Genomic DNA, 19,205 nt, shown 5'->3' on the forward strand with positions numbered 1-19,205 from the left:
GACATGCGAAAGGGCCCGGATGCCATGGCATCCGGGCCCCGAAGAGAGTGCTGGTTACAGGCTCTCGATGATCTCGCGCATCAGGGCGGCGGCCTCGGACGGCGTCTTGCCGACCTTGACCCCGGCGGCCTCGAGGGCCTCCTTCTTCGCCTGGGCGGTACCGGCGGAGCCGGAGACGATGGCGCCGGCGTGGCCCATGGTCTTGCCCTCGGGAGCGGTGAAGCCGGCGACGTAGCCGACGACCGGCTTGGTGACGTTGGCCTTGATGAAATCGGCGGCGCGCTCTTCGGCGTCTCCACCGATCTCGCCGATCATGACGATGGCCTTGGTCTCGGGGTCGGCCTCGAACGCCGCGAGGGCGTCGATGTGCGTGGTGCCGATGACGGGGTCGCCGCCAATGCCGATGGCGGTCGAGAAGCCGAGGTCGCGCAGCTCGAACATCATCTGGTACGTCAGGGTGCCCGACTTCGACACGAGGCCGATGGGGCCCTTGCCGGTGATGTTCGCGGGCGTGATGCCCACGAGCGCCTCGCCGGGCGTGATGATGCCGGGGCAGTTCGGGCCGATGATGCGGGTCTTCTCGCCCTTGGCCTTCGAGTACGCCCACGCCTCGGCGGTGTCGCCGACGGGCACGCCCTCGGTGATCACGACGAGGAGGGGGATCTCGGCGTCGATGGCCTCGACCATCGCGTCCTTCGTGAAGGCCGGGGGCACGAACGCGATCGACACGTCGGCGCCGGTCTCGCGGATGGCCTCTTCGACCGAGGCGAAGACGGGGAGCTCGACGTCGTTGCCGGACGCGTCCTTGTGCGAGACCGTGGTGCCGGCCTTGCGGGCGTTCACGCCACCGACGACCTGGGTGCCGGCCTTGAGCATGAGGGCGGTGTGCTTGGTGCCCTCGCCGCCGGTGATGCCCTGGACGATGACCTTGGAATCCTTGTTGAGGTAGATCGACATGTTTCTGTCCCTATCCCTTACGCGTTGGCCAGTTCGGCGGCCTTGTCGGCGCCCTCGTCCATACCGGCGGCGAGGGTGACGAGCGGGTGGTTGGCGGCGGCGAGGATCTGACGACCCTCTTCGACCTGGTTGCCGTCGAGGCGGACGACGAGCGGCTTGGTCGCGGCGTCGCCGAGGATCTCGAGAGCCTTGACGATGCCCTCGGCCACGGCGACGCACGAGGTGATGCCGCCGAAGACGTTGACGAAGACGCTCTTGACCTGCTCGTCGCCGAGGATGACGTCGAGACCTGCAGCCATGACGGTCGCCGAAGCGCCGCCGCCGATGTCGAGGAAGTTGGCGGGCTTGACGCCGTTGTGCTTCTCACCGGCGTAGGCGACGACGTCGAGGGTCGACATGACCAGACCCGCGCCGTTGCCGATGATGCCGACCTGGCCGTCGAGCTTGACGTAGTTGAGGTCGTGCTGCTTGGCCTTGGCCTCGAGCGGGTCGGCCGCGTCCTTGTCTTCCAGCGCCTCGTGGTCGGGGTGGCGGAAGCCGGCGTTCTCGTCGAGCGAGACCTTGCCGTCGAGGGCGATGATGTCGCCGTCTTCGCTCTGGATGAGCGGGTTCACCTCGACGAGGGTGGCGTCCTCGCCCTTGTAGACGTTGAAGAGCTTGACGAAGACGTCGGCGACCTTGGGGGCCAGCTCGTCGTCGAACTTCGCGGCCTTGGCGATCTCGAGAGCCTTCTGGGGCGTGATGCCCTCGATCGGGTCGACCTCGATGCGCGCGAGCGCCTCGGGACGCTCGACGGCGAGCTCTTCGATCTCCATGCCGCCCTCGACGCTCGAGAGCGAGAGGTAGGAGCGGTTGGCACGGTCGAGCAGCACCGAGAAGTAGAACTCCTTGGCGATGCGGGCGCCCGCTGCGACCATGACGCGCTTGACGACGTGGCCCTTGATGTCGAGGCCGAGGATGGCCTGGGCCGCCTCGAACGCCTCGTCGGGGGTCTTCGCGACCTTCACACCGCCGGCCTTGCCGCGGCCTCCGGTCTTGACCTGAGCCTTGACGACGACAACGCCACCGAGCTTCTCAGCGGCCGCCTTCGCCTCCTCAGGGGTGTCGGCGATGATGCCGGCGAGTACCGGCACCTCGTACTTTTCGAACAGGTCACGTGCCTGGTACTCGTAGAGATCCACGGACAATCCTTCGCTGGGCGATCGGTGGTGGGAGGAGGCGAACTCTCTCGATATCAAGAGATCTTCGCCAGTCGACAACCCTACTAGACGGGGCTGAAGACCCCCGACCCTCGAAGAGAGGCATGCGCCTAGTCTGGCGATGACCCCCGACATTCGCCTCGCCGTCAGGAGCCCCCATGCCCTCTGCCGTCACCCTCATCCGCGCCGCCGCCCTGTCGGACGCGGCCGAATATGCGTACGCCGCCACCGCTCCCGCGAACGCCCGACTGATCTTCCTCGCCGGATCGTGTCCGCTGAACACCGACGGCTCGACCGCCGGCGTCGGCGACTACGCCGCGCAGGCCGCGAGCTGCATCGAGAACATGACGGTCGCGCTGCGCGCAGCCGGCGCGGAGCTCACCGACGTGATCAGCACCCGCGTGCTGGTGGCATCCACCCGTCAGGCCGATCTCGTCACCGCGTGGGAGGTCGTGCGCGACGCCTTCGGCGACCACGACGTGCCGAGCACGCTGATGGGCGTCACCGTCCTCGGCTACGACGATCAGCTGGTCGAGATCGAGGCGGTCGCCGCGGTCGTCGACTGACCGCGAGGATCACCCCACGACCGCGAACCGCTCCAACACCACCGACGTTTCGTCGTCGACGACGAAGGCACTCCCGAGCTCTTCACGCATGGCATCCGAGGTCCAGAACCGCACGTGACCGCGGCGCCAATCCGCGACGGACGCGTACCCCTCGCCCTCGTCGAGCGCATGGGCGAGCGAGACGTCCCGCAGAGCGACGATCTCCACTCCGGTCGTCTCGATGACGCACACCGGCTCACCGGCCGAGTCGACCACGGCGCCCCGATCCCCGACCGCCGGCAACGGCTCCCCCGCGACGAGATACTCCCGCACGAGCGAGCTGGTCGCCGTCTTCTCCCCCGCGCGGATCGCCGCGACGATCCGGTCGCGTCCCGCCCCGGGGAACATGAACTCGATCGGGGGCAGGTCGCCGGTCATACCGGCATCCGCTTCTCGAACCGGAACATGCGGTCGGGGCCGGGGTGATCCCCCTCGCTCCCGGCCTGGGGGCGGTGCCCCGGGTGGAAGAACTCCACGATCTGGAAGCCGCAGCGGTTGACGTAGAAGTGGATGTTGCGCTGGTCGAAGTACGGCGTCTCGGTCTCCCACACCTCGGTATCGGCGTAGCGCGCCTCGATCGCCCGCCACGCGGACGCACCGATCCCGCCACCGTGGTGACCGGCATCGATGAAGAAGAGTTCGAGGCTGCGGCGCCCGTCATCCGGTGCTGTCACGGCGGCCCCGCCGATGACCAGGTCGTCGCGCACGATCTGAAGGGTCTCGGTGCCGGGTGCGTCCAGCACCCTGTCCATCTCGTCCGCCCGGGGAATCGGCTGCTCTCCCGGCTTCAGCCCGGCATCGCGCAAGCCCGCCGCAAAGGCCGTCTCCATCCGCGCCAGCCACGCGGGGCGATCGGCCGCCTCGAGCTCCACCAAGCGAACCTCGCCCATCAGATCCATCCCCTCTCGCGCGAGTGCGTCGTCGCACGGTTCCGACCCGCGCGTCCCCGCTGTCGACCACCGACGATACGGGGTCGCGTGCCGCTCCCGTCACGGCGCGGCTGCCCCTTCCGCCCTGCGCGGACGGTCGCACCCCACTCGTCCATCGTCTCGGAGGCGCGTTCCCCTGGCCCGCCGAGTCGACGCTGCACTCGCGCGAAGACGAGGCAGAAGCGATCGTCGCCTCCGCACGAGACCCGCGCGGGCTCGACGGTCGTCGACTAGATCCAGCCCCGCTCGCGCGCGTGGATCGTCGCCTGCTGCCGGCTCGCCAGCCCGAGCTTGCCCAGCACCGACGAAACGTGGTTGCGCACCGTCCCCGCCGACAGATGAAGGGATGCCGCGATCTCCGCCACCGTCTGCCCTCGCGCTCCCGCGCGCAGCACGTCGAGCTCCCGGTCGGTAAGCGGACTCCGCTCGTCGCTCAGCGCGTCGGCCGCGATCTCGGGGTCGACGTACCGGCGCCCCGCCGCGACCTCGCGGATCACCGCCGCCACGTCATCCGCCGGCCGCGACTTCGGCAAGAAGCCGTTGACTCCCGCACCCAGAGCCCGTCGGAGCACCCCCGGGCGCGCGTGCCGCGTGACGATCACGCAGCGCGAGGGCACGCTCCGCAGGATCTTCGCGGCCGTGTCGACGCCGTCGAGCCCGGGCATCTCGAGGTCGAGCAGGCAGACGTCCGGCCTCAGCCGCTGCGCCTCGATCACGGCGCTCTCGCCGTCGCGGCATTCGGCGACGACCTCGAGGTCGTCCTCCAACCGCAAGAGAGCTGCGAGCGCGGTACGGATCATGTCTTCGTCATCGGCAATGAGTACGCGGATCATGCCGTCACCTCCTCGGGCACGCGAACGGTGATGCGGAATCGGTCGCCGAGGCGGGTGGCATCCATCGTCCCTCCCACCGGGCCCACGCGCTCGACGATCCCCGACAGTCCCGCCCCATCTCCGACCGGAGACGCGGCACCCCGCGAGTCGTTCTCGATGACCAGCACCCACGATCCCTCGTGACGGGAAAGGGAGAGGGATGCCGACACCCCGCCGCCGTGTTTCAGCACATTCGTCGTGGTCTCGCGGACCACCGGCCCGAGCACGTCGGCGGGCGCACGCCCGGCCTCGGTATCCACCAGCAGGTCGACGGTCAGGCCCGCGGCGCGCAGCAGATCGGCGGCGTTGGCGAGTTCGTCGGGCAGGGGCACGCCGCGGAATCGCGAGGCCAGATCGCGCGTGCCGCGCCGCGCCTCATCGACGCTCACGCGAGCCGCGCGGACCTGCTCGCCAGCGGCATCCGGATCCCGCCCCATCATCTTCTCGGCGAGTTCGAGTTGCAGCGCGATGACCTGCAGGTGGTGGCCCTGCAGATCGTGGAGGTCGCCAGCGAGACGTAAGCGCTCTTGAGCTGCGGCAAGGCGCCCCTCGGCGCGGCGGGCGCGGTCGAGCTCGCGCACGATGTCCCACCACCAGAGCGAGGTCGCCGTGAGCGGCGCGAGCATCGTGACGAACAGCGGCAGCGCGAAGGTCAGCGAGACGTAGCCGTCGGGGTTGAGGCGCGTCGCCTCGATCACCCACGAAGCGACCACCACGACGAGCATGAGAGCGACGAGTCGCCCCCGGATGCCGCCCCGCCACCTCACCGTGCACAGCGCCTGCGCGACGAGAGCCACGGCGACGAGGAGCGACCCGGCCCCAACGCCGAACAGCACCGCCGACGCGATCCCCAGAAGCACGAGCGTCCAGACCAGCCGCCTTGCGGAGTCGTCTGCGTCGTCGAACGGCTCGCGCCGGTAGTGGAGGAGAAGGAGGACTCCGGATGCCACGGAGCCTGCCGCCCCGACCAGGGCGAGGACGACGTCGAGCGGCGTCCCCCGCATCACCACGACGAACGCCCAGAGGAAGACCGCGAAGACGTGCAGGAACATCACCGACGCGGCCGTGTACCACCAGGTGACGCGGACGTCGCGGGCGTACGTGGCCGCGGGGCTACGGACAGGTGCGGGAGCGCTCACCCCCGCCACAGTACGGGCATGACATTCGTCACGGGCGGGGCCGGGATTCGTCCCCCGGTGCGCGCCCGCGCGCGTCAGCGGTAACTGTCGGGGAGCTCCGGCGGCACGCGATCGCGGTTCTGGGCCGTCTCGATCGAGGACGACTCCTGCTTCAGGTGCATCGAGGTCGAGGGCGTCCAGCCGTAGAACGCCGACTCGACCGCACCCGCATCGATGACGGGGCGAATCGCCTGCCGCACCGCGTCCTTCCGCCGACCCGAGCGACGCCGACCGAGCGCGACGCCGAGACGCACGAGCAGCCCCACCGCGATGACCACCCAGAAGAGGTATTCGATCCAGACAAGGCCATAGGGCATGGGTCCTCCTTCGGATCGGCCGCGGTCTTCCGCGGGGCTTGAGACGATACGCGACGTACGCGGCGCCGGGAACCCTGACATTCATCACGGGTGGGCCGTTGCATCCTCACGCTTGGTCGTGACACCACGGCACTGCCGCGAGGACTCGCACGCCGATGGGATGGAATCACCGCGGTAGACGCCGCGCCCTCATCACCTAGGAGTCCCCGTGTCGAACCCCGTCTCCGACCTCGTCCTCGGCTTCCAGGGTCTCGTCGCCGACGTGCCCGACCTCGTCCAGCCGCTCATCGTCGCCCTCGCCGGGGCCGTACCGTTCATCGAGGGTGAGGGTGCTGCGGCGATCGGCATCCTGGGTGGCATCCATCCGGTCGTCGCCGCATGTGCCGCCGCGATCGGCAACTTCCTCTGCGTGGCCGTCGTCGTGCTCGCGTCGTCGCGCGTGCGCACCGCCGTGACCGGCCGCCGAGGGGCGGTCGTGAAGCCCCCGACGGCCCGGCGCGAGAAGTTCGAGAAGGCGTACCACCGCTACGGGACCCCTGGGGTGAGCCTGCTCGGTCCCCTGCTGCTGCCGACGCAGTTCACTGCCGCGGCCCTCACCTCGACGGGCGTGCCCCCGGTGCGCGTGCTCGCCTGGCAGGCCGCCGCGATCGTTCTGTGGACGACGGTGGTGACGCTGATCATCACGGGGGTGATTCGAGCGGTGGCGTGAGGAGTGCACCGGACCGGGATGCCGCGGCTGGACGCCAGCACTTCGTTCGTCACCCGGTCAGCGAGGTCATAGAGAAGACCTCGGTCCGCGCAACCTTCGTCCGGGGCCCGCATGCCTGGATAGAGAAGACCCCGCCCGCATGCGAGAGGACACCATCCCGATGCCAGAGCAGACCGTCACCCTGACCCTCGGACAGCCGATCTACGCGCAAGCCCTCTACTACACGGCCATGTTCTCGCAGAAGCCGTTCCGCGAAGCACTGCTGGTCTACCGCCACGGTGGGACCTACACGATCCTCTCCCCCGGTGAGGATCATCACGGGTGCTGGGTGTCCGCCACGGCCCCGCTCGATCCGCCACGTCACGTGGCGTTCATGTCGTGGCCGTCGGCCGACTGGGACCACGACATCGCCGCGCACACCCTCACGTTTGCGCCCGATACGGGGGCCTTCACGCAGGAGCTGCGGCTGCCCGGCGAGGCGGTTCCGCGGGCTCAGCACGGGTTCGCCGTCGTGGTTCCCTCTCCCGAGTCGATCGACCCGAGTATCGGGTGGGAGGCCCTCCGGGAGCAGCACGAGGCGAGCTTCTGTGCCCTGCACGATCTCGCTGGCGTGCAGCGGTCCGGCAGCCGACACGACCGAACCTGACGCAGAGCTGGGCGGTGAGCGCCCGTCTCGTCATCCTCGACTTCACACGCTGACCGCGCCGTTCTGATCGCCGCGAGAGGGCGCATGAGAGCAGACGTCGCGCGAGGCCCGGACAGCTAGTCTCGACACATGACCTGCGCCGCTCGTCCCACCTACACCGAGATCCACGAGTGGGTCACCGAGTACGAGAAGCACGACCGTGTCGCGCACGCCACTGTGCACGTCCTCCGCCAGGACGACCCCGAGCACCTCGAATCCGGCATGGTCGCGATCCACCTCAACCACGGGCCCGCGTCGATCTCGCTGAACGTCGACTGCGAGCGGAAGTGGACGGCATCCCTCTCCGAACGCTCCGGCGAGTTCCCGCTCTCGGGCAGCCACCTCATCGCCCTCGGCGAAGAACTCTTCACAACCGGCAAGCTCTGCGAGTACCTGCAGTCGCGCACCGACGGCGCGGTCAGCACGGCTCCTGCCGAATTGTCGTGAAGACCGATGGCAGCGAGCCGGCGGATATCGAACCCGGCATCTACGAGCACTTCAAGGGCCAGCGCTACGAAGTCTTCGGCACCGCGAAGCACTCGGAGACCGAAGAGGTCTTCGTCTCCTACCGCATGCTCTATGGCGATCACTCGTCCTGGGTGCGCCCGATAGAGATGTTCACCGAGCACGTGGAACGCGACGGCTACTCGGGCCCGCGGTTCCGGCGGGTCGGCCCGTCGAGCTGACGCGACGCGAACCCGCCATCGGTCACGGCGGAGCGTTTATTCAAGGCTCCCTCGGCCGAACCACTCCCGTGCGAGAGTGACGGCGTGAAACTGTATTCCGACTTCGCCGTGCAGCGCGCGCGTCAGGTGACCGCCGACATCATCGCGCTCGCGCTCATCGCGCTGAGCGTCGTCACGGGGATCGCCGTCTTCTCGGCCGTCGACCAGCTCGCGCAGTTCGGCCGCCAGCTACAGACCACCGGCGTGGACTTCCGCACGTCGATGACCGACGCCGGCGCCCGCCTCGGAGGAGTCCCCTTCATCGGCGAGGGCATCAGCAGCCCGTTCACTACGGCGAGTTCCGCGGGCGACACTCTCGCGGCCGTCGGACAGACGCAGCAAGATCTCGTCCGGCAGGCGGCCATCGCCCTCGGTGTGGGAGTAGCGGCCCTGCCGATCCTCATCGTTCTGCTGGTCTGGCTCGTCCCGCGCCTGCGCTTCGTCTCGCGCGCGACGCGCACCCGCGCTCTGATGCGCGCAGGGCTCACCACCGACCTTCTGGCGCTCCGGGCACTCACCCATCAGAAAGTGGGCGCGGTGACCAAGGTCGATCCCGACGCGGTGAGCGCCTGGCGCCGAGGCGACCCGGTCGTCTTGCAACGCCTCGCCGGGCTGGAGCTGAAGTCGGTCGGCATCCGGGCTCGTTGACGTCAGGGGGGGTGAGCGGCCTCGAAATCCGTCGGACGCCGTACCTATTTCTCCATTGCTAACAAGACGTGAAACCCGTCCGGGTCGGCGAAGGCGAGAGCATTCGTCCGCCAGTAGGGGTTCGACGGCGACACCTCTCGTCCGGCAAGACGAGCCGCGATCCGCTGGCGTTCGAGGTCATCGTCGAAGTACAGAACGAGTATCGTCTCGGCATCCGGCATCGGCGCCGAATGACCGCCGCCGGTGGTGAACTCCAGATGCGCGCCCGTTCCGGGAAGGTCGAGAAACACCCCGTCGTATCCCGCGTGATCGCGAAAGCCGCCGAGTACGCGGAGCCCGACCCCGTCGCGATAGAACCGGACGATTTCCTCGAGTCGGTCAGTATGACGCGCGAAACGAACCTTCATTCGAACCATGTTCGCAGCAGAGACGCACCGACGCGCCACCGCATTCTCGCCGACATGATCAACTCGCCCAGAGCCCTGTCGCACGGCGACCTGTCACGCGTACCATCGCCGGTACGCCGGAGTCCCTCCGCGGCATCCGGTCCCTCCGTCACAACGAGCACACGGGAGAAGCAATGGACACGATGGCCATGATGAAGTCGATGGACATGGGCGAGATGACCATGGACATGGATGCCATGCAGGAATGCATGCAGTCCCTGAACGCGTGCGCGATGGCCGCGGCGATGTGCGCCGGCAGCGACATGATGCACGGCGCCGAGATGGCGACCTGCTGTGCGATGTGTTCGAACATGGTCGAGATGGCTCAGGCGACGATGCACATGATGATGCGTCCGGCCGGGATGAACATGGACGTGATGAGCGCCATGATGACCGCCTGCATGACCATGGGCAAGGCGTGCGCCGCCGAGTGCCGCGCGCACGGCGACATGGACGAGATGTGCCGCTACTGCGCCATGGCCTGCGACGACATGGTCATGAAGTGCGAGGCCATGATGGCCTCAATGACCGCCTGAGTTCTCTTCTCGAACTACTCGGCGCGCGCGGTCGTGACGACCGTCGCCGCGCTGAGCAGCTCTGCGACCGGGTGGTACGCGACCGGCTCCCCCGACGTGATGTCGACCGCCGGACCGATGACACGAAGCCGTACCGTCGCGCCACTCAGCAGCGCAACGGTCAGGGTCGCGCCGTCGACGCCGGCCACGAGGCCGTCCGACCAGGCGGCGGGGTTCGAGGCTGCCATGCAGCGCTGGATCGGGTGGACTGTCGACGAGATCGTGCGGGACATGGCTTCACCTGCCTTCGAGGGGTTTCGGTGAGACGAAGCTACGGGATGCCGGCAGTCCGGGAGCGGGGAGCGTAGCGGGGCGTAACACCTCGCCGTGCAGTTCGTCGCGAGACAGCCGGAAGACGGGCCGCACATCCTCGAGGCGGTGCCCGACGGTGTTGCGCCTCAGCCCTCGACGCGGGGAGCGGCCGTCGCCATTTGATGCCTGAGCCCGTCGAGGACGGCGCGGACGTTGACGCCGTCGCGGCGCGCAGAACGCACGGTCACGGCGATCTCGCGAAAGGCGGTCTCGTCGACGAGGCGCACCGCGACGGTGCCGGCAGGAAGGCTCCCCCGCCCGAGGCGCGGGAGAGCGGCGATGGCCAGCCCCTGCTCGACGAAAGCGAGGAGGGACTGAAACTCCGCTGCCTCGTAGACCGTCCCGGAGCCTCGGTCGAGTCCCGTGGTCGAGTCGAGCCACCGTCGGTAGGGATCGTCTTCGGGGGTCACCGCCCAGTTCTCATCGACGAGGTCGAGCCATCGCAGGCTGGTGCGGCCGGCGAGCGGGTGGTCACGCGCGAGGATGATGTCGACGGCATCGTGTCCGAGGACGATCCGGTCCAGGCCGGGGTCGTTGCGACTGGCCGATGCGTCGCCCCACGACTTCACGATGGCCACATCGGCGAGACCGAGACGCACGTGCCGGAGCCCCTCCGCGGGCTCGCGCTCGACCGGCTCGATGCGAAGAGCAGGGTGAGCGACACGCAGGGCGGAGATGAGGGGAACGACCAGCCCCCTCAGCGCCGTCGGGAAGGCGGCGATGCGCAGGAGCCCGGAAGGGCGAGCGGATGCCGCGACCTCGGCCAGATCGTCCAGTCGCAGCACGGCGGGTCGACCCTCGTCGACGAGCCGGCGAGCGAGCTCGGTGAGGACGACGCCGCGCCCCACCCTCTCCAGTAGCGGCGCGCCGACGGAGTGCTCCAGGCGTTGCACGCGCTGGGTCACGTTCGACGGGGTGTAGTGCAGGAGCCCGGCCGCTGCGGTCACCGACCCGGTGTCCGCCACCGCGATCAGGGCGCGAAGCCCCTGCACATCGATCATTCACCGATCCTAAATCCTGAGCACGACTAATGCTCGATTGTGCTTCAGGGTCATTGCCGCAAGCATCGAGAGGTGACCCAGACGACGCCCCTCGCCACCGGCATCCGCTCGCCCCGCAACCCGCGCACACGCGCGAGTGTGCTGTTGGCGCTCGCGATGGCCGGGTGGGGCACGATCGGGCTGTTCAGCATCCAGGCGGGCACCGACGCGATCACGACCACCGCGTGGCGCTGCGTATTCGCGGCGGCAACACTGCTGGTGCTGTCGCTCGCGACGCGGTCGTTCCGCACGTCGGTGTGGACGCGGCGCGCGGTCGTGTTGACCGTTCTCGGCGGTCTCGCACTGGTGGCGAACTGGGCGTTCCTCTTCTTCTCGTTCAGCCAGACGACGATCACCATCACGACCGTCGCGTATCACCTGGAGCCGTTCTTCCTCGTCGCACTCGGCGCCCTCGCCGCCCGCAAAGCCCCACGGCGTCGCGACATGGCGTGGCTTCTCGTGGCCTTCTGCGGACTCCTGCTCGCGACGCAGTTCGTCGGACTCAACGGCATCCAACCGCTCGACACCGCACAGTTACTCGGGGTCGGCGCAGCACTCGCCGCCGGCGCGCTCTACGCCGTCGCGACGTTCGCCGCGCAGCACACCCGCGGCATCCGCCCCTACCCGATGACGCTCATCCAGTGCGTGGTGGGTGCCGCGATCCTGCTCCCGTTCGCGCGAGCGCTGGACTGGAGCGACCCCTCGTGGGGGTGGATCGCGGTGATGGGCATCGTGCACACCGGCCTGCTGTACTCGATCCTCTACAGCACCGCCCGCGTGCTCTCGACCATCACGATCGCGGCCCTGTCGTTCGTGAACCCGGCCGTGGCCGTGCTCGTCGACGTGATGGTCTACGGGCACCTGCCCGATGCCCTGCAACTCCTCGGGATCGCGATCATCACCGGCGCGACGTTGGCGATGACGGTCCGCAATCGCTGACGGGCCGGCCCTCAGCGGGACGCCGGAGGAAGGTCGTCACCGTGGCGGAGTCCCCCCTCTATGCGGGCGAGCAGGGCAGCCGCCGCCTGCACTCCGGCTTCATCGCCGCCGAGCGCCTCTCGCAAGCGGTCCGCCCAATACGCATGAAGCTTCTGCACGCTTTTCTCCGCCAGAGCGGTGGGATGCAGACGCGTCACTCGAGCGTCATCCGGGGCGGTCTGACGCTCGATCAGGCCCTTCGCAACCAGCGAGCGCAGCGCGACGCTGCAGTTGCTGCGCTGCAACGCCGTCGCTTTGGCGACGGCGCTCGGTGAGGCGCCGGGATTGTGGTGCACCCATCTCATGACCAGGGCTTCCGTGCCGGTGAGCGTCACGATGTCGGGCGCCTGAGGTGCCTTCGGATCGATCTCGCGCGCGACGCGCATTACGACGTCGGCGAGCTCTGCGAGAGCACCGTCAGAGACCGAGGGGGGCACGGCTCGACTGTAACAGCCGCGCTAATCGGTTATGCTTTCATAACCATGACGATCGACACCGGTTCCCTCCGCACCCAGGCGGCATCCCTTTCCCCTCAGTCGAAGGGCATCACGACGCCGCTTCTGCTGGTGCTCGGGCTTCTGAGCGCCGTCGCCCCTTTCGCCACCGACCTCTACCTGCCGGCGTTCCCGCAGATGACCGTCGAGCTGGCGACCTCGGCCACGACCGTGCAGCTCACACTTACGGCGTTCCTCATCGGCGTGACCGCCGGGCAGCTCGTCTTCGGCCCGCTCTCCGACCGCTTCGGTCGCGTCCCGCCGCTCGTCGTCGGCGCCGCTCTCTGCGTGCTCGCGAGCGCCGTCGCGGTGTTCGCCCCCAACGTCGCCGTCCTCGTCGCCGCGCGTCTGTTCCAGGGCCTCGGCGGGGCCGCGGGAATGGTCATCGGTCGCGCGGTCATCTCCGACCTGGCGACCGGCAAGGCCGCCGCGCGCGCCTTCTCGCTCATGATGATCGTCGGCGGCGTCGCCCCGGTCGTGGCCCCGCTCCTCGGGGGCCTGCTCACCGGATCGATCGGCTGGCGCGGCCTGCTGACGATCGTTCTGGGACTGTCGGTGGTCATGCTCGTCGCCGTGCTCGCCGTGGTGCGCGAGACGCATCTGCGCGCCCGCCGCGACATGCTGCGCGCCGAGCGGGTGGCATCCGGGTCTCCCCTTCGCGCACTGCGATCGCGGACCTTCATCGGGTACACGGCGGTGTTCGCCTTCGGCTTCGCGGTGATGATGGCGTACATCTCGGCGTCTCCGTTCCTGTATCAGAACATGCTCGGGCTCGACACGGTTGCCTACGGCCTGCTCTTCGGCCTGAACGCGCTGGCGCTGGTGGTCGTGAGCGCCCTTTCACCCAAGCTCACCGCCACCCGTTCGGTCGAGAGCGTCTTGACGCTCGGGATCGCGCTGGTCACCGCATCTGCCGTCGCGTTCGCCCTGCTCGTCCTCTTCGACGCGCCGGCTTTCTGGCTCACGGTGCCGCTGTTCACTGCCGTCGGGTCGCTGGGTCTGGTGTTCGGAAACGCCACCGCCCTGGCGCTCAGCGCCGTCCCCCAGATCGCCGGGAGCGCCTCGGCCGTGCTCGGAGCACTGCAGTTCGGCCTCGCCGCGCTGGTTTCGCCGCTGGTGAGCCTGGGCGGAGAGGGCACCGCCGCACCGCTGGCGGTAGTCATGGTTGTCGCTGCCGCGATTGCGGCCGTAGCCCTGGCGGTTACGCGGCGCTCGAGGGCGGGCACCTCGGCGTCTTGACGGAGGCGGTGACGGCGAACTGCATTCCCGGCACCGAGGCCCTCTACTCGCTCGCGAGCCCGCGGACTACGTGACCCTGCTATCAGAAGTCCTTGACGATGCGACTGCGTGGATGCAGGACACGAGAGATGGTGAACCCGCCGGTTGGGTGCGGCTCACGCCCCTTGACGACGCTCTTCGCCTCGGACCGCTGATCGTCTCACGCACCGCCCACGGTCAAAGGCGGGGCGTCGCCGAATTCGGACTACTTGCAACGAACAGTCATGAACGTTGCTAGCCGCATACTCAGCAACATTCCGTTCAAGCTGATGAGCGCGATCTCAACGATGACGATGCCGAACCCGATGAGACGGCTTCCCCCTACGCAACTTCGAAGCGAAGCACGTCCCGATGCCCGATTCCCGACACAGCTTCGGTGAGCTCGGCTCCTGCTGGCGCACATGAATGCCACACTGGCGACGTGGACGAGAAGAGACGACGATGGCTCGGATCCCCGCTCGGCTGGGGCTGGCTCGCGTTCAGCGTCGGAGCCGCCCTGGCGGGAGGCGCCTTCCTCGCGTATGTCGTCGTGCTCTACAGCACTGGATGCCGACGTCCGTCGACGGGCTGGGGCAACACGAGGACGTCCTTCTGCGACGACTTTCTGGGACGCTTCATCTGGCCCTCGCTGCCGTGGGTGGTTGTCGTGTCCTTGGGCATCAGCGTCCTCGCCGGGCTCGTCGGAGGCGCGGTGGCCGCGGCGCGTCTCGAACGCCGCATGCCGGGTGTCTGGCTCGCGAGCACGGCCCTCATGTACGGCGGGTGCTTCGGCGTCCTGGCCCTCGCGCCGAACGGCGGCGACGTGGCGCCCGATGTCGCCTTCTCGGTTCTGCCCCTCACAGCGCTCGTGTCTAATGGGTTCCTTGCCGCGTGGGTGGGAATCACCGGCGGCCTCTGGGCAGTCGTGTGCGCTATGCGGTCGCGCCCGCGCAAGCGGCCGGACCGCGAAGGCGACATCGACATACCCGTTGTAGCGCCTTGACGATCGAACACGCGCGCAGGGCGTCCCGTGCGTGCAGCGGGGGTCTTGGCATCCAAGGCACCAGCCCGCCGACTCTACGAATCGGTGGGACTCATCGCCGACCCCGAGACTCTCGACGCCCCCATCGTGTTCATGGCCCCCGAGGCCTGAACCCGCCCCCGAAAGGTCGAGGCATGCGCACCGTCGTCGCGCTCGTCCGTTCAGCCGCTCTGGCCGACGTGCGGAGTACGCGTACGCCGCCACAGCCACCGGCGCATAGAACCTGTCACCGGGCGCGAAGGATCGACTCCTTCCCCGATCCGACCTGGAAGATCACCGAACCTGTCTCGACGCGTCACCTCGGCGCCGCAAGCACCGCTGCCAACCCCTCCCGCAGGTCGCGCACGAACTCCCCCGGCACCTCCAGCGCAGGAAAATGGCCGCCCGCCTCCGGCGCCCGCCATCGCACGATGTGACGGAACCGCTCCTCCGCCCAGGGCCGCGGATGCTTCTCGATGTCGTGCGGATACGTGGTGAGGGCCGCGGGCACCGCCACCCGCAGATCGGGGTCGAGCGACTGATGACTCTCGAAATAAATGCGTGCGGCTGACGCCCCGGTCCCGGTGAGCCAGTACAGGGTCACGTTGTCGAGGAAGCGGTCGCGCGAGATGGTCTCGAACGGCGAGTCGACCGTGTCACTCCACTCGAAGAACTTCTCGAGGATCCACGCGAGCAGCCCCACGGGCGAGTCCACCAGCGAGTAACCGATCGTCTGCGGAGCGGTCGCCATGACCCTCGCGTAAGCGAGACGGTTCCTCTCGAAGGCGCGGGTGTGCTCGACCCACTGCCGTTCGGTGGCGTCGAGGCCGTCGAGGCTGAGGCCGGGCGGCGCACTCGGCATGGTCGTGTGGATGCCGATGACGTGCTCGGGAAACCGGCCACCGAGCGCGATGGTGATCGGCCCGCCCCAATCGCCCCCGTGGGCGAGGAACCGGTCGTACCCGAGCCTGCTCATGAGCTGGACCCACGCGGCCGCGATGCGCTCGGTGCCCCACCCCTCTTCGGCGGGCTTGTCGGAGAAGCCGTACCCCGGCAGCGACGGGACGACGACGTGGAACGCAGGGGTCTCGGCGTCCTGAGGCTCGGCGAGCTCGTCGATGATGTCGACGAACTCGGCGACGCTCCCCGGCCAGCCGTGGGTCAGGACGAGCGGGGTGGCATCCGGCCGCGGCGAACGGCGGTGGAGGAAATGGATGCCGAGACCGCCGATGACCGTGCGGAACTGGCCGATCTCGTTCAGCCGGCGCTCGAACGGCCGCCAGTCATACCCGGTGCGCCAGTACTCGATCAGCTCGGCGATGTCGGCGAGGGGCGGGCCTTGCTCCCACCGATCGCGGCCTCGCGCGTCGCGAGGTGTCGTCGCGCGTTCGGGGAGTCGCGTCGATTCCAGGCGTGCGCGCAGTGCGGCGAGGTCTTCGTCGGTGGCGTGCGGCTTGAAGCGCTCGATCCGGTCCGTCATCATCTGGTCGCTCATCGAGGCTCCTCGTCGACCGGCGGCCGGAACCGCCTATGAAGGTTCTAACACCTCGATCGTCGAAGCGGAACCGCCTATGCTGGTTCCATGACTTCTCGCGACCCGGATTTTCGTCTCGGTTCCGTGCTCGCCACCACCTTCACGGGGACGCTCACCGAGCGGTTCGGCGCACCCGTAGAGCGGATTCCGACCCCCATACGTCTCGCGGATTGGCTGCGGGAGGTGGACCTCCCTGTCGACGCGTGCTCGCCCGCCGACCTCGCCGCCGCGGTGGAGCTGCGCGAGGCGATCCATATCGCGGCGTCGGCTCAGGCCGTCGGGCAGCCTCGTCCTCGCGACGCCGTCGAGGTCATCAACCGATTCAGCGCTCGCGGCGGCGCCGTGGCGGTGCTGGCCGAGAACGGCCGCCGACGATGGCTCCTCGGGCAGCCCGCGACCGTCGCGGCAGCCCTCGGAGTCGTGGCCGCCGACGCCATCGAGACCCTCGCCGGCGTACGCCCCGGCGCCCTCGCGCTGTGCGCCTCCCCCACCTGCCGCGCGGCGTTCTTCGACACCAGTCGCAGCCGGACGCGGCGGTGGTGCGACATGAACACGTGCGGCAACCACGAGAAGAAGGCGCGGTTGCGGGCGCGGCGGGGGTGAGTGGGGGGTCCCGTACACCGCGCCCTTGAGCCAGACATCTGAGCGCCCCACGGACCGGCGCTAAGATGCGCCTGGGACGACAAGTCAGTCGGACACCGGGCAGGTCTTCAATATGTCGGCTCCGGGAGCCTGGTCGGCTAGGACCACTTCAGGTACGAGTAAGCGCGGCCGTTTTCGAAGCCTCACCCGCGGTCCGTGAGACAGACCACGACCTCCGGAATCCCCAGCACAATGAGACCACCAAGCAGAAACTACGCGGTGGCCCAAAGTCGAAGGACGGCTCGGCTGGGTTGTAAGGCCAGCACCGCCTATGTGTGACCACAGACGCAATTCCGCTCATACGCGGCGACTTACAGCTGTCGTTTGCAAACGCAGGAGTACAAATACTCCCGGGGCGCGAGTAGCAATTTTCCGTCTCTCCGCATCCGGGGCCATCTCAAATTGAATGTAGCACTAGGGGAACCGCAGTTCGACTCCCAGCCAGCGGCAATTCGCCTTCTTCCCTAATCCCAGACGAGTTCGCGATTTGCACGCACTCCAGCCAACAGCAGCAAACATTGCGCCATGGCAAGTCGAGCCTCGGTCGAGGCGCCGTCGACGCCGTTCATAGGCCACTGCGTGACTTTGCCGCCGAGGCGCCGCCGAGTGAATGGCCCCAGTGGCGCGTCTCCCGATTGACGGAGCCATCGCGCAAACTCAACACTGCGTGAGTGGTCGTGTCGAATCCACAACCATCCGACCGCAGCCCTTCCGTCCGAGTACCGCTCGCACGCGTATCGCTCCGACTCGACTTCAACGTGTGACGCCAAGGCTGAAAAATCGTCCTCGACACCAGCAGGCAGGGCGAGCGTCGGTGACAGCTCGCGGGCCCCCGCCCCCGAGGACACGAAAGCCGTGGCCAATCGAGGCGAATCCGCAGAGGTAATAATCCACGAGGTCGTTGTAGGCCAATAGCGGCCCCAACGACCCGGAAGCGCCAGGTTTACTCCGAACTGCAACTTGCCATCCGCTGTAGTGCGCGCATCTTCGATTGCCGGGTCGAGAAGGAGGGCGGAGCACAGGGCTGCGGCGAGTAGGTGGCTATCACCTGGACGTGCGTCTTCATATCCCGCCAAGGCAAAACCTTCCGACTTCCGGTCCACGTGGAATTTGGAGAGGCAGTACCGCTCGATCTTGTCGATCTGTGACATTGGGTCGGGGTATCTACAGCCAATCGGTGCCAGCACGAAGCGAGTGCTCGCAGTGCCGTCGTCCTGCCCACTGATTCGCGTAGTACCAGCTCGCAGCTTTGCAACCGCCTGACTCGATGGATCCGCCGCAGGAACCGCCAGCGAGGCAACGCGAGGGAGCGGCGGCGGAAAGGTCGCTCCCGAAGATCCCCTTTCGAAATACGTCTCATCTCCGTAGTCATCGAACAGCACCGCGTGCCTCGGCTCACGCGCATAATTTCTATCCACCCGAAACGTATCCTCAGACGTCGGCCACCCGTAGTCGGGGGAATCCTGAAGTCGCTCGAACCACACGCCCGGACCAATAGCCGCGGTGAGTGGCAACTGGTTCCACAGATATGTTCGGGCATGTGCATCAGCGGGTTTGAATGTACCAAGGGCGAGTAGAGAGCGACGGAAAAATAATGATCTTTGCATACGTTCCCAAACGCGCTCGGGCATCGACGAGAATGTCATGACTTCCGCAGAAGACATCATTTCACGCACAGTCGGGCGAGTATATCCTGATGCCAAATCAATCGATCTGAGTGCGGTCAAGATGTCGCTGTACTCAACTCCGGCGCGGACGGTTTGCGTGGAGGACTCGATGCGACGACCAGTCTCGGGTGCGAATGGCCCTTGACTAACCTCAGTCATCTCGTCTGTGCGCGGCACAATTATCCCGCTGTGCATGCGTGATGATGCGTTTCCGTTCAGCCATAGCCAGGTTAGAATCCGCCAGCGCACCAGACGGAAGTGCCTTGACGGCATCACCAGCACCACGGGGCCGATTTGCGGATCACGGTCACCCCATCGCGCCGTGACGGTCAAGGCGTATACCCGATCCGCCAGCCCGAGTACCAGTCTCGGCACAGTGTCCCTAAGGAACCAGCGAACCGCGTGGGGGAGTTTC

General features: G+C 67.9%; 24 protein-coding genes. 11 read left to right on the top strand and 13 right to left on the bottom strand.

The features are described from left to right. Positions 1-54: 54 nt before the first annotated feature. The gene (sucD, locus tag QE454_RS00995; RefSeq protein WP_056226628.1) at positions 55-957 is read right to left on the bottom strand and encodes a succinate--CoA ligase subunit alpha; all 903 of its coding nucleotides are present in this window, start codon (positions 955-957) and stop codon (positions 55-57) included. Positions 958-974: 17 nt separating this feature from the next. Continuing rightward, on the bottom strand, positions 975-2,138 hold the full coding sequence (sucC, locus tag QE454_RS01000; protein WP_307458933.1) for an ADP-forming succinate--CoA ligase subunit beta: 1,164 nt from the start codon (positions 2,136-2,138) through the stop codon (positions 975-977). Between the two features lie 176 nt (positions 2,139-2,314). Here sucC and QE454_RS01005 point away from each other — a divergent pair, with 176 nt between their 5' ends. Continuing rightward, positions 2,315-2,722, top strand: coding sequence for a RidA family protein (locus QE454_RS01005; protein ID WP_307458930.1), 408 nt, complete (start codon positions 2,315-2,317; stop codon positions 2,720-2,722). A 9-nt stretch (positions 2,723-2,731) separates the two neighbouring features. Here the strand turns inward: QE454_RS01005 and QE454_RS01010 are convergent, their stop codons facing one another. From QE454_RS01010 to QE454_RS01030, 5 genes are all read right to left on the bottom strand, one after another. Further along, positions 2,732-3,139 carry an ASCH domain-containing protein gene (locus QE454_RS01010; protein WP_307458927.1) on the bottom strand — a complete coding sequence of 136 codons (408 nt, stop codon included), beginning with the start codon at positions 3,137-3,139 and terminating at the stop codon, positions 2,732-2,734. After that, entirely contained in the window at positions 3,136-3,651 is a 516-nt protein-coding gene (locus tag QE454_RS01015) for a GNAT family N-acetyltransferase (protein WP_307458923.1), read from the bottom strand. Before QE454_RS01015 ends, QE454_RS01010 begins: the two co-directional genes overlap by 4 nt. Positions 3,652-3,920: 269 nt before the next feature. Next, the gene (locus tag QE454_RS01020) at positions 3,921-4,523 is read right to left on the bottom strand and encodes a DNA-binding response regulator (RefSeq protein WP_307458920.1); all 603 of its coding nucleotides are present in this window, start codon (positions 4,521-4,523) and stop codon (positions 3,921-3,923) included. Further along, entirely contained in the window at positions 4,520-5,701 is a 1,182-nt protein-coding gene (locus QE454_RS01025) for a sensor histidine kinase (RefSeq protein ID WP_307458915.1), read from the bottom strand. The genes QE454_RS01020 and QE454_RS01025 overlap by 4 nt, the downstream gene beginning before the upstream one ends. A gap of 74 nt (positions 5,702-5,775) precedes the next feature. After that, complete coding sequence (locus QE454_RS01030) at positions 5,776-6,057, bottom strand: hypothetical protein (protein WP_307458912.1); 282 nt, start codon at positions 6,055-6,057, stop codon at positions 5,776-5,778. 208 nt (positions 6,058-6,265) lie between these two features. Between QE454_RS01030 and QE454_RS01035 the strand changes: the two genes are divergently transcribed. The 5 genes from QE454_RS01035 (at position 6,266) to QE454_RS01055 (ending at position 8,824) form a co-directional block, all read left to right on the top strand. Further along, entirely contained in the window at positions 6,266-6,766 is a 501-nt protein-coding gene (locus QE454_RS01035) for a small multidrug efflux protein (RefSeq protein ID WP_210072226.1), read from the top strand. Positions 6,767-6,926: 160 nt separating this feature from the next. Beyond that, complete coding sequence (locus QE454_RS01040; protein WP_210072227.1) at positions 6,927-7,412, top strand: hypothetical protein; 486 nt, start codon at positions 6,927-6,929, stop codon at positions 7,410-7,412. A 129-nt stretch (positions 7,413-7,541) separates the two neighbouring features. Continuing rightward, positions 7,542-7,898, top strand: coding sequence for a hypothetical protein (locus tag QE454_RS01045; protein WP_210072228.1), 357 nt, complete (start codon positions 7,542-7,544; stop codon positions 7,896-7,898). Continuing rightward, positions 7,895-8,137: a DUF1653 domain-containing protein gene (locus tag QE454_RS01050; protein ID WP_307458906.1), complete on the top strand. Its 243-nt coding sequence runs from the start codon at positions 7,895-7,897 to the stop codon at positions 8,135-8,137. The genes QE454_RS01045 and QE454_RS01050 overlap by 4 nt, the downstream gene beginning before the upstream one ends. Before the next feature lie 84 nt (positions 8,138-8,221). Next, positions 8,222-8,824 (top strand): hypothetical protein, encoded by a 603-nt coding sequence (locus QE454_RS01055; protein ID WP_210072229.1) that lies wholly within the window; start codon positions 8,222-8,224, stop codon positions 8,822-8,824. A gap of 44 nt (positions 8,825-8,868) precedes the next feature. Here QE454_RS01055 and QE454_RS01060 read toward each other — a convergent pair whose 3' ends face one another. Then, a complete protein-coding gene (locus QE454_RS01060; protein WP_307458903.1) occupies positions 8,869-9,231 on the bottom strand; it encodes a VOC family protein in 363 nt (120 codons plus the stop codon). Positions 9,232-9,404: 173 nt separating this feature from the next. On the opposite strand from QE454_RS01060, the gene QE454_RS01065 reads away from it, so the two are divergent. Continuing rightward, positions 9,405-9,806 carry an aldehyde dehydrogenase gene (locus QE454_RS01065; protein WP_260979682.1) on the top strand — a complete coding sequence of 134 codons (402 nt, stop codon included), beginning with the start codon at positions 9,405-9,407 and terminating at the stop codon, positions 9,804-9,806. Positions 9,807-9,820: 14 nt separating this feature from the next. Here QE454_RS01065 and QE454_RS01070 read toward each other — a convergent pair whose 3' ends face one another. Together QE454_RS01070 and QE454_RS01075 are read right to left on the bottom strand one after the other, a co-directional pair. Next, positions 9,821-10,078 carry a nuclease gene (locus tag QE454_RS01070; protein ID WP_210072231.1) on the bottom strand — a complete coding sequence of 86 codons (258 nt, stop codon included), beginning with the start codon at positions 10,076-10,078 and terminating at the stop codon, positions 9,821-9,823. A 165-nt stretch (positions 10,079-10,243) separates the two neighbouring features. Then, a complete protein-coding gene (locus QE454_RS01075; protein ID WP_210072232.1) occupies positions 10,244-11,158 on the bottom strand; it encodes a LysR family transcriptional regulator in 915 nt (304 codons plus the stop codon). A 72-nt stretch (positions 11,159-11,230) separates the two neighbouring features. Between QE454_RS01075 and QE454_RS01080 the strand changes: the two genes are divergently transcribed. Then, entirely contained in the window at positions 11,231-12,136 is a 906-nt protein-coding gene (locus tag QE454_RS01080) for a DMT family transporter (protein ID WP_210072233.1), read from the top strand. An 11-nt stretch (positions 12,137-12,147) separates the two neighbouring features. On the opposite strand, the gene QE454_RS01085 is transcribed toward QE454_RS01080, so the two are convergent. Beyond that, positions 12,148-12,612 carry a MarR family winged helix-turn-helix transcriptional regulator gene (locus QE454_RS01085; protein WP_267786235.1) on the bottom strand — a complete coding sequence of 155 codons (465 nt, stop codon included), beginning with the start codon at positions 12,610-12,612 and terminating at the stop codon, positions 12,148-12,150. 45 nt (positions 12,613-12,657) lie between these two features. Between QE454_RS01085 and QE454_RS01090 the strand changes: the two genes are divergently transcribed. Further along, positions 12,658-13,908, top strand: a complete 1,251-nt coding sequence (locus QE454_RS01090; RefSeq protein ID WP_307458893.1) for a multidrug effflux MFS transporter — start codon at positions 12,658-12,660, stop codon at positions 13,906-13,908. A 460-nt stretch (positions 13,909-14,368) separates the two neighbouring features. Further along, positions 14,369-14,929: a hypothetical protein gene (locus tag QE454_RS01095; protein WP_307458890.1), complete on the top strand. Its 561-nt coding sequence runs from the start codon at positions 14,369-14,371 to the stop codon at positions 14,927-14,929. 334 nt (positions 14,930-15,263) lie between these two features. Here QE454_RS01095 and QE454_RS01100 read toward each other — a convergent pair whose 3' ends face one another. After that, entirely contained in the window at positions 15,264-16,442 is a 1,179-nt protein-coding gene (locus QE454_RS01100) for an epoxide hydrolase family protein (RefSeq protein ID WP_307458885.1), read from the bottom strand. 87 nt (positions 16,443-16,529) lie between these two features. Here QE454_RS01100 and QE454_RS01105 point away from each other — a divergent pair, with 87 nt between their 5' ends. Next, positions 16,530-17,084 carry an ABATE domain-containing protein gene (locus tag QE454_RS01105; RefSeq protein WP_307458882.1) on the top strand — a complete coding sequence of 185 codons (555 nt, stop codon included), beginning with the start codon at positions 16,530-16,532 and terminating at the stop codon, positions 17,082-17,084. 503 nt (positions 17,085-17,587) lie between these two features. Here QE454_RS01105 and QE454_RS01110 read toward each other — a convergent pair. After that, positions 17,588-19,123 carry a hypothetical protein gene (locus tag QE454_RS01110; RefSeq protein WP_309668496.1) on the bottom strand — a complete coding sequence of 512 codons (1,536 nt, stop codon included), beginning with the start codon at positions 19,121-19,123 and terminating at the stop codon, positions 17,588-17,590. Positions 19,124-19,205: the final 82 nt, after the last annotated feature.

Source organism: Microbacterium sp. SORGH_AS_0454 (assembly GCF_031453395.1).
Lineage (GTDB): Bacteria > Actinomycetota > Actinomycetes > Actinomycetales > Microbacteriaceae > Microbacterium.

Bases quoted from the DNA above. Each gene is read 5' to 3' on its own strand.
- QE454_RS01020 (WP_307458920.1), bottom strand. From the start codon at position 4,523: ATGATCCGCGTACTCATTGCCGATGACGAAGACATGATCCGTACCGCG.
- QE454_RS01090 (WP_307458893.1), top strand. From the start codon at position 12,658: ATGACGATCGACACCGGTTCCCTCCGCACCCAGGCGGCATCCCTTTCC.
- QE454_RS01070 (WP_210072231.1), bottom strand. From the start codon at position 10,078: ATGTCCCGCACGATCTCGTCGACAGTCCACCCGATCCAGCGCTGCATG.
- QE454_RS01040 (WP_210072227.1), top strand. From the start codon at position 6,927: ATGCCAGAGCAGACCGTCACCCTGACCCTCGGACAGCCGATCTACGCG.
- QE454_RS01045 (WP_210072228.1), top strand. From the start codon at position 7,542: ATGACCTGCGCCGCTCGTCCCACCTACACCGAGATCCACGAGTGGGTC.
- sucD (WP_056226628.1), bottom strand. From the start codon at position 957: ATGTCGATCTACCTCAACAAGGATTCCAAGGTCATCGTCCAGGGCATC.
- QE454_RS01015 (WP_307458923.1), bottom strand. From the start codon at position 3,651: ATGGGCGAGGTTCGCTTGGTGGAGCTCGAGGCGGCCGATCGCCCCGCG.
- QE454_RS01010 (WP_307458927.1), bottom strand. From the start codon at position 3,139: ATGACCGGCGACCTGCCCCCGATCGAGTTCATGTTCCCCGGGGCGGGA.
- QE454_RS01075 (WP_210072232.1), bottom strand. From the start codon at position 11,158: ATGATCGATGTGCAGGGGCTTCGCGCCCTGATCGCGGTGGCGGACACC.
- QE454_RS01005 (WP_307458930.1), top strand. From the start codon at position 2,315: ATGCCCTCTGCCGTCACCCTCATCCGCGCCGCCGCCCTGTCGGACGCG.
- QE454_RS01060 (WP_307458903.1), bottom strand. From the start codon at position 9,231: ATGAAGGTTCGTTTCGCGCGTCATACTGACCGACTCGAGGAAATCGTC.
- QE454_RS01065 (WP_260979682.1), top strand. From the start codon at position 9,405: ATGGACACGATGGCCATGATGAAGTCGATGGACATGGGCGAGATGACC.
- QE454_RS01100 (WP_307458885.1), bottom strand. From the start codon at position 16,442: ATGAGCGACCAGATGATGACGGACCGGATCGAGCGCTTCAAGCCGCAC.
- QE454_RS01030 (WP_307458912.1), bottom strand. From the start codon at position 6,057: ATGCCCTATGGCCTTGTCTGGATCGAATACCTCTTCTGGGTGGTCATC.
- QE454_RS01105 (WP_307458882.1), top strand. From the start codon at position 16,530: ATGACTTCTCGCGACCCGGATTTTCGTCTCGGTTCCGTGCTCGCCACC.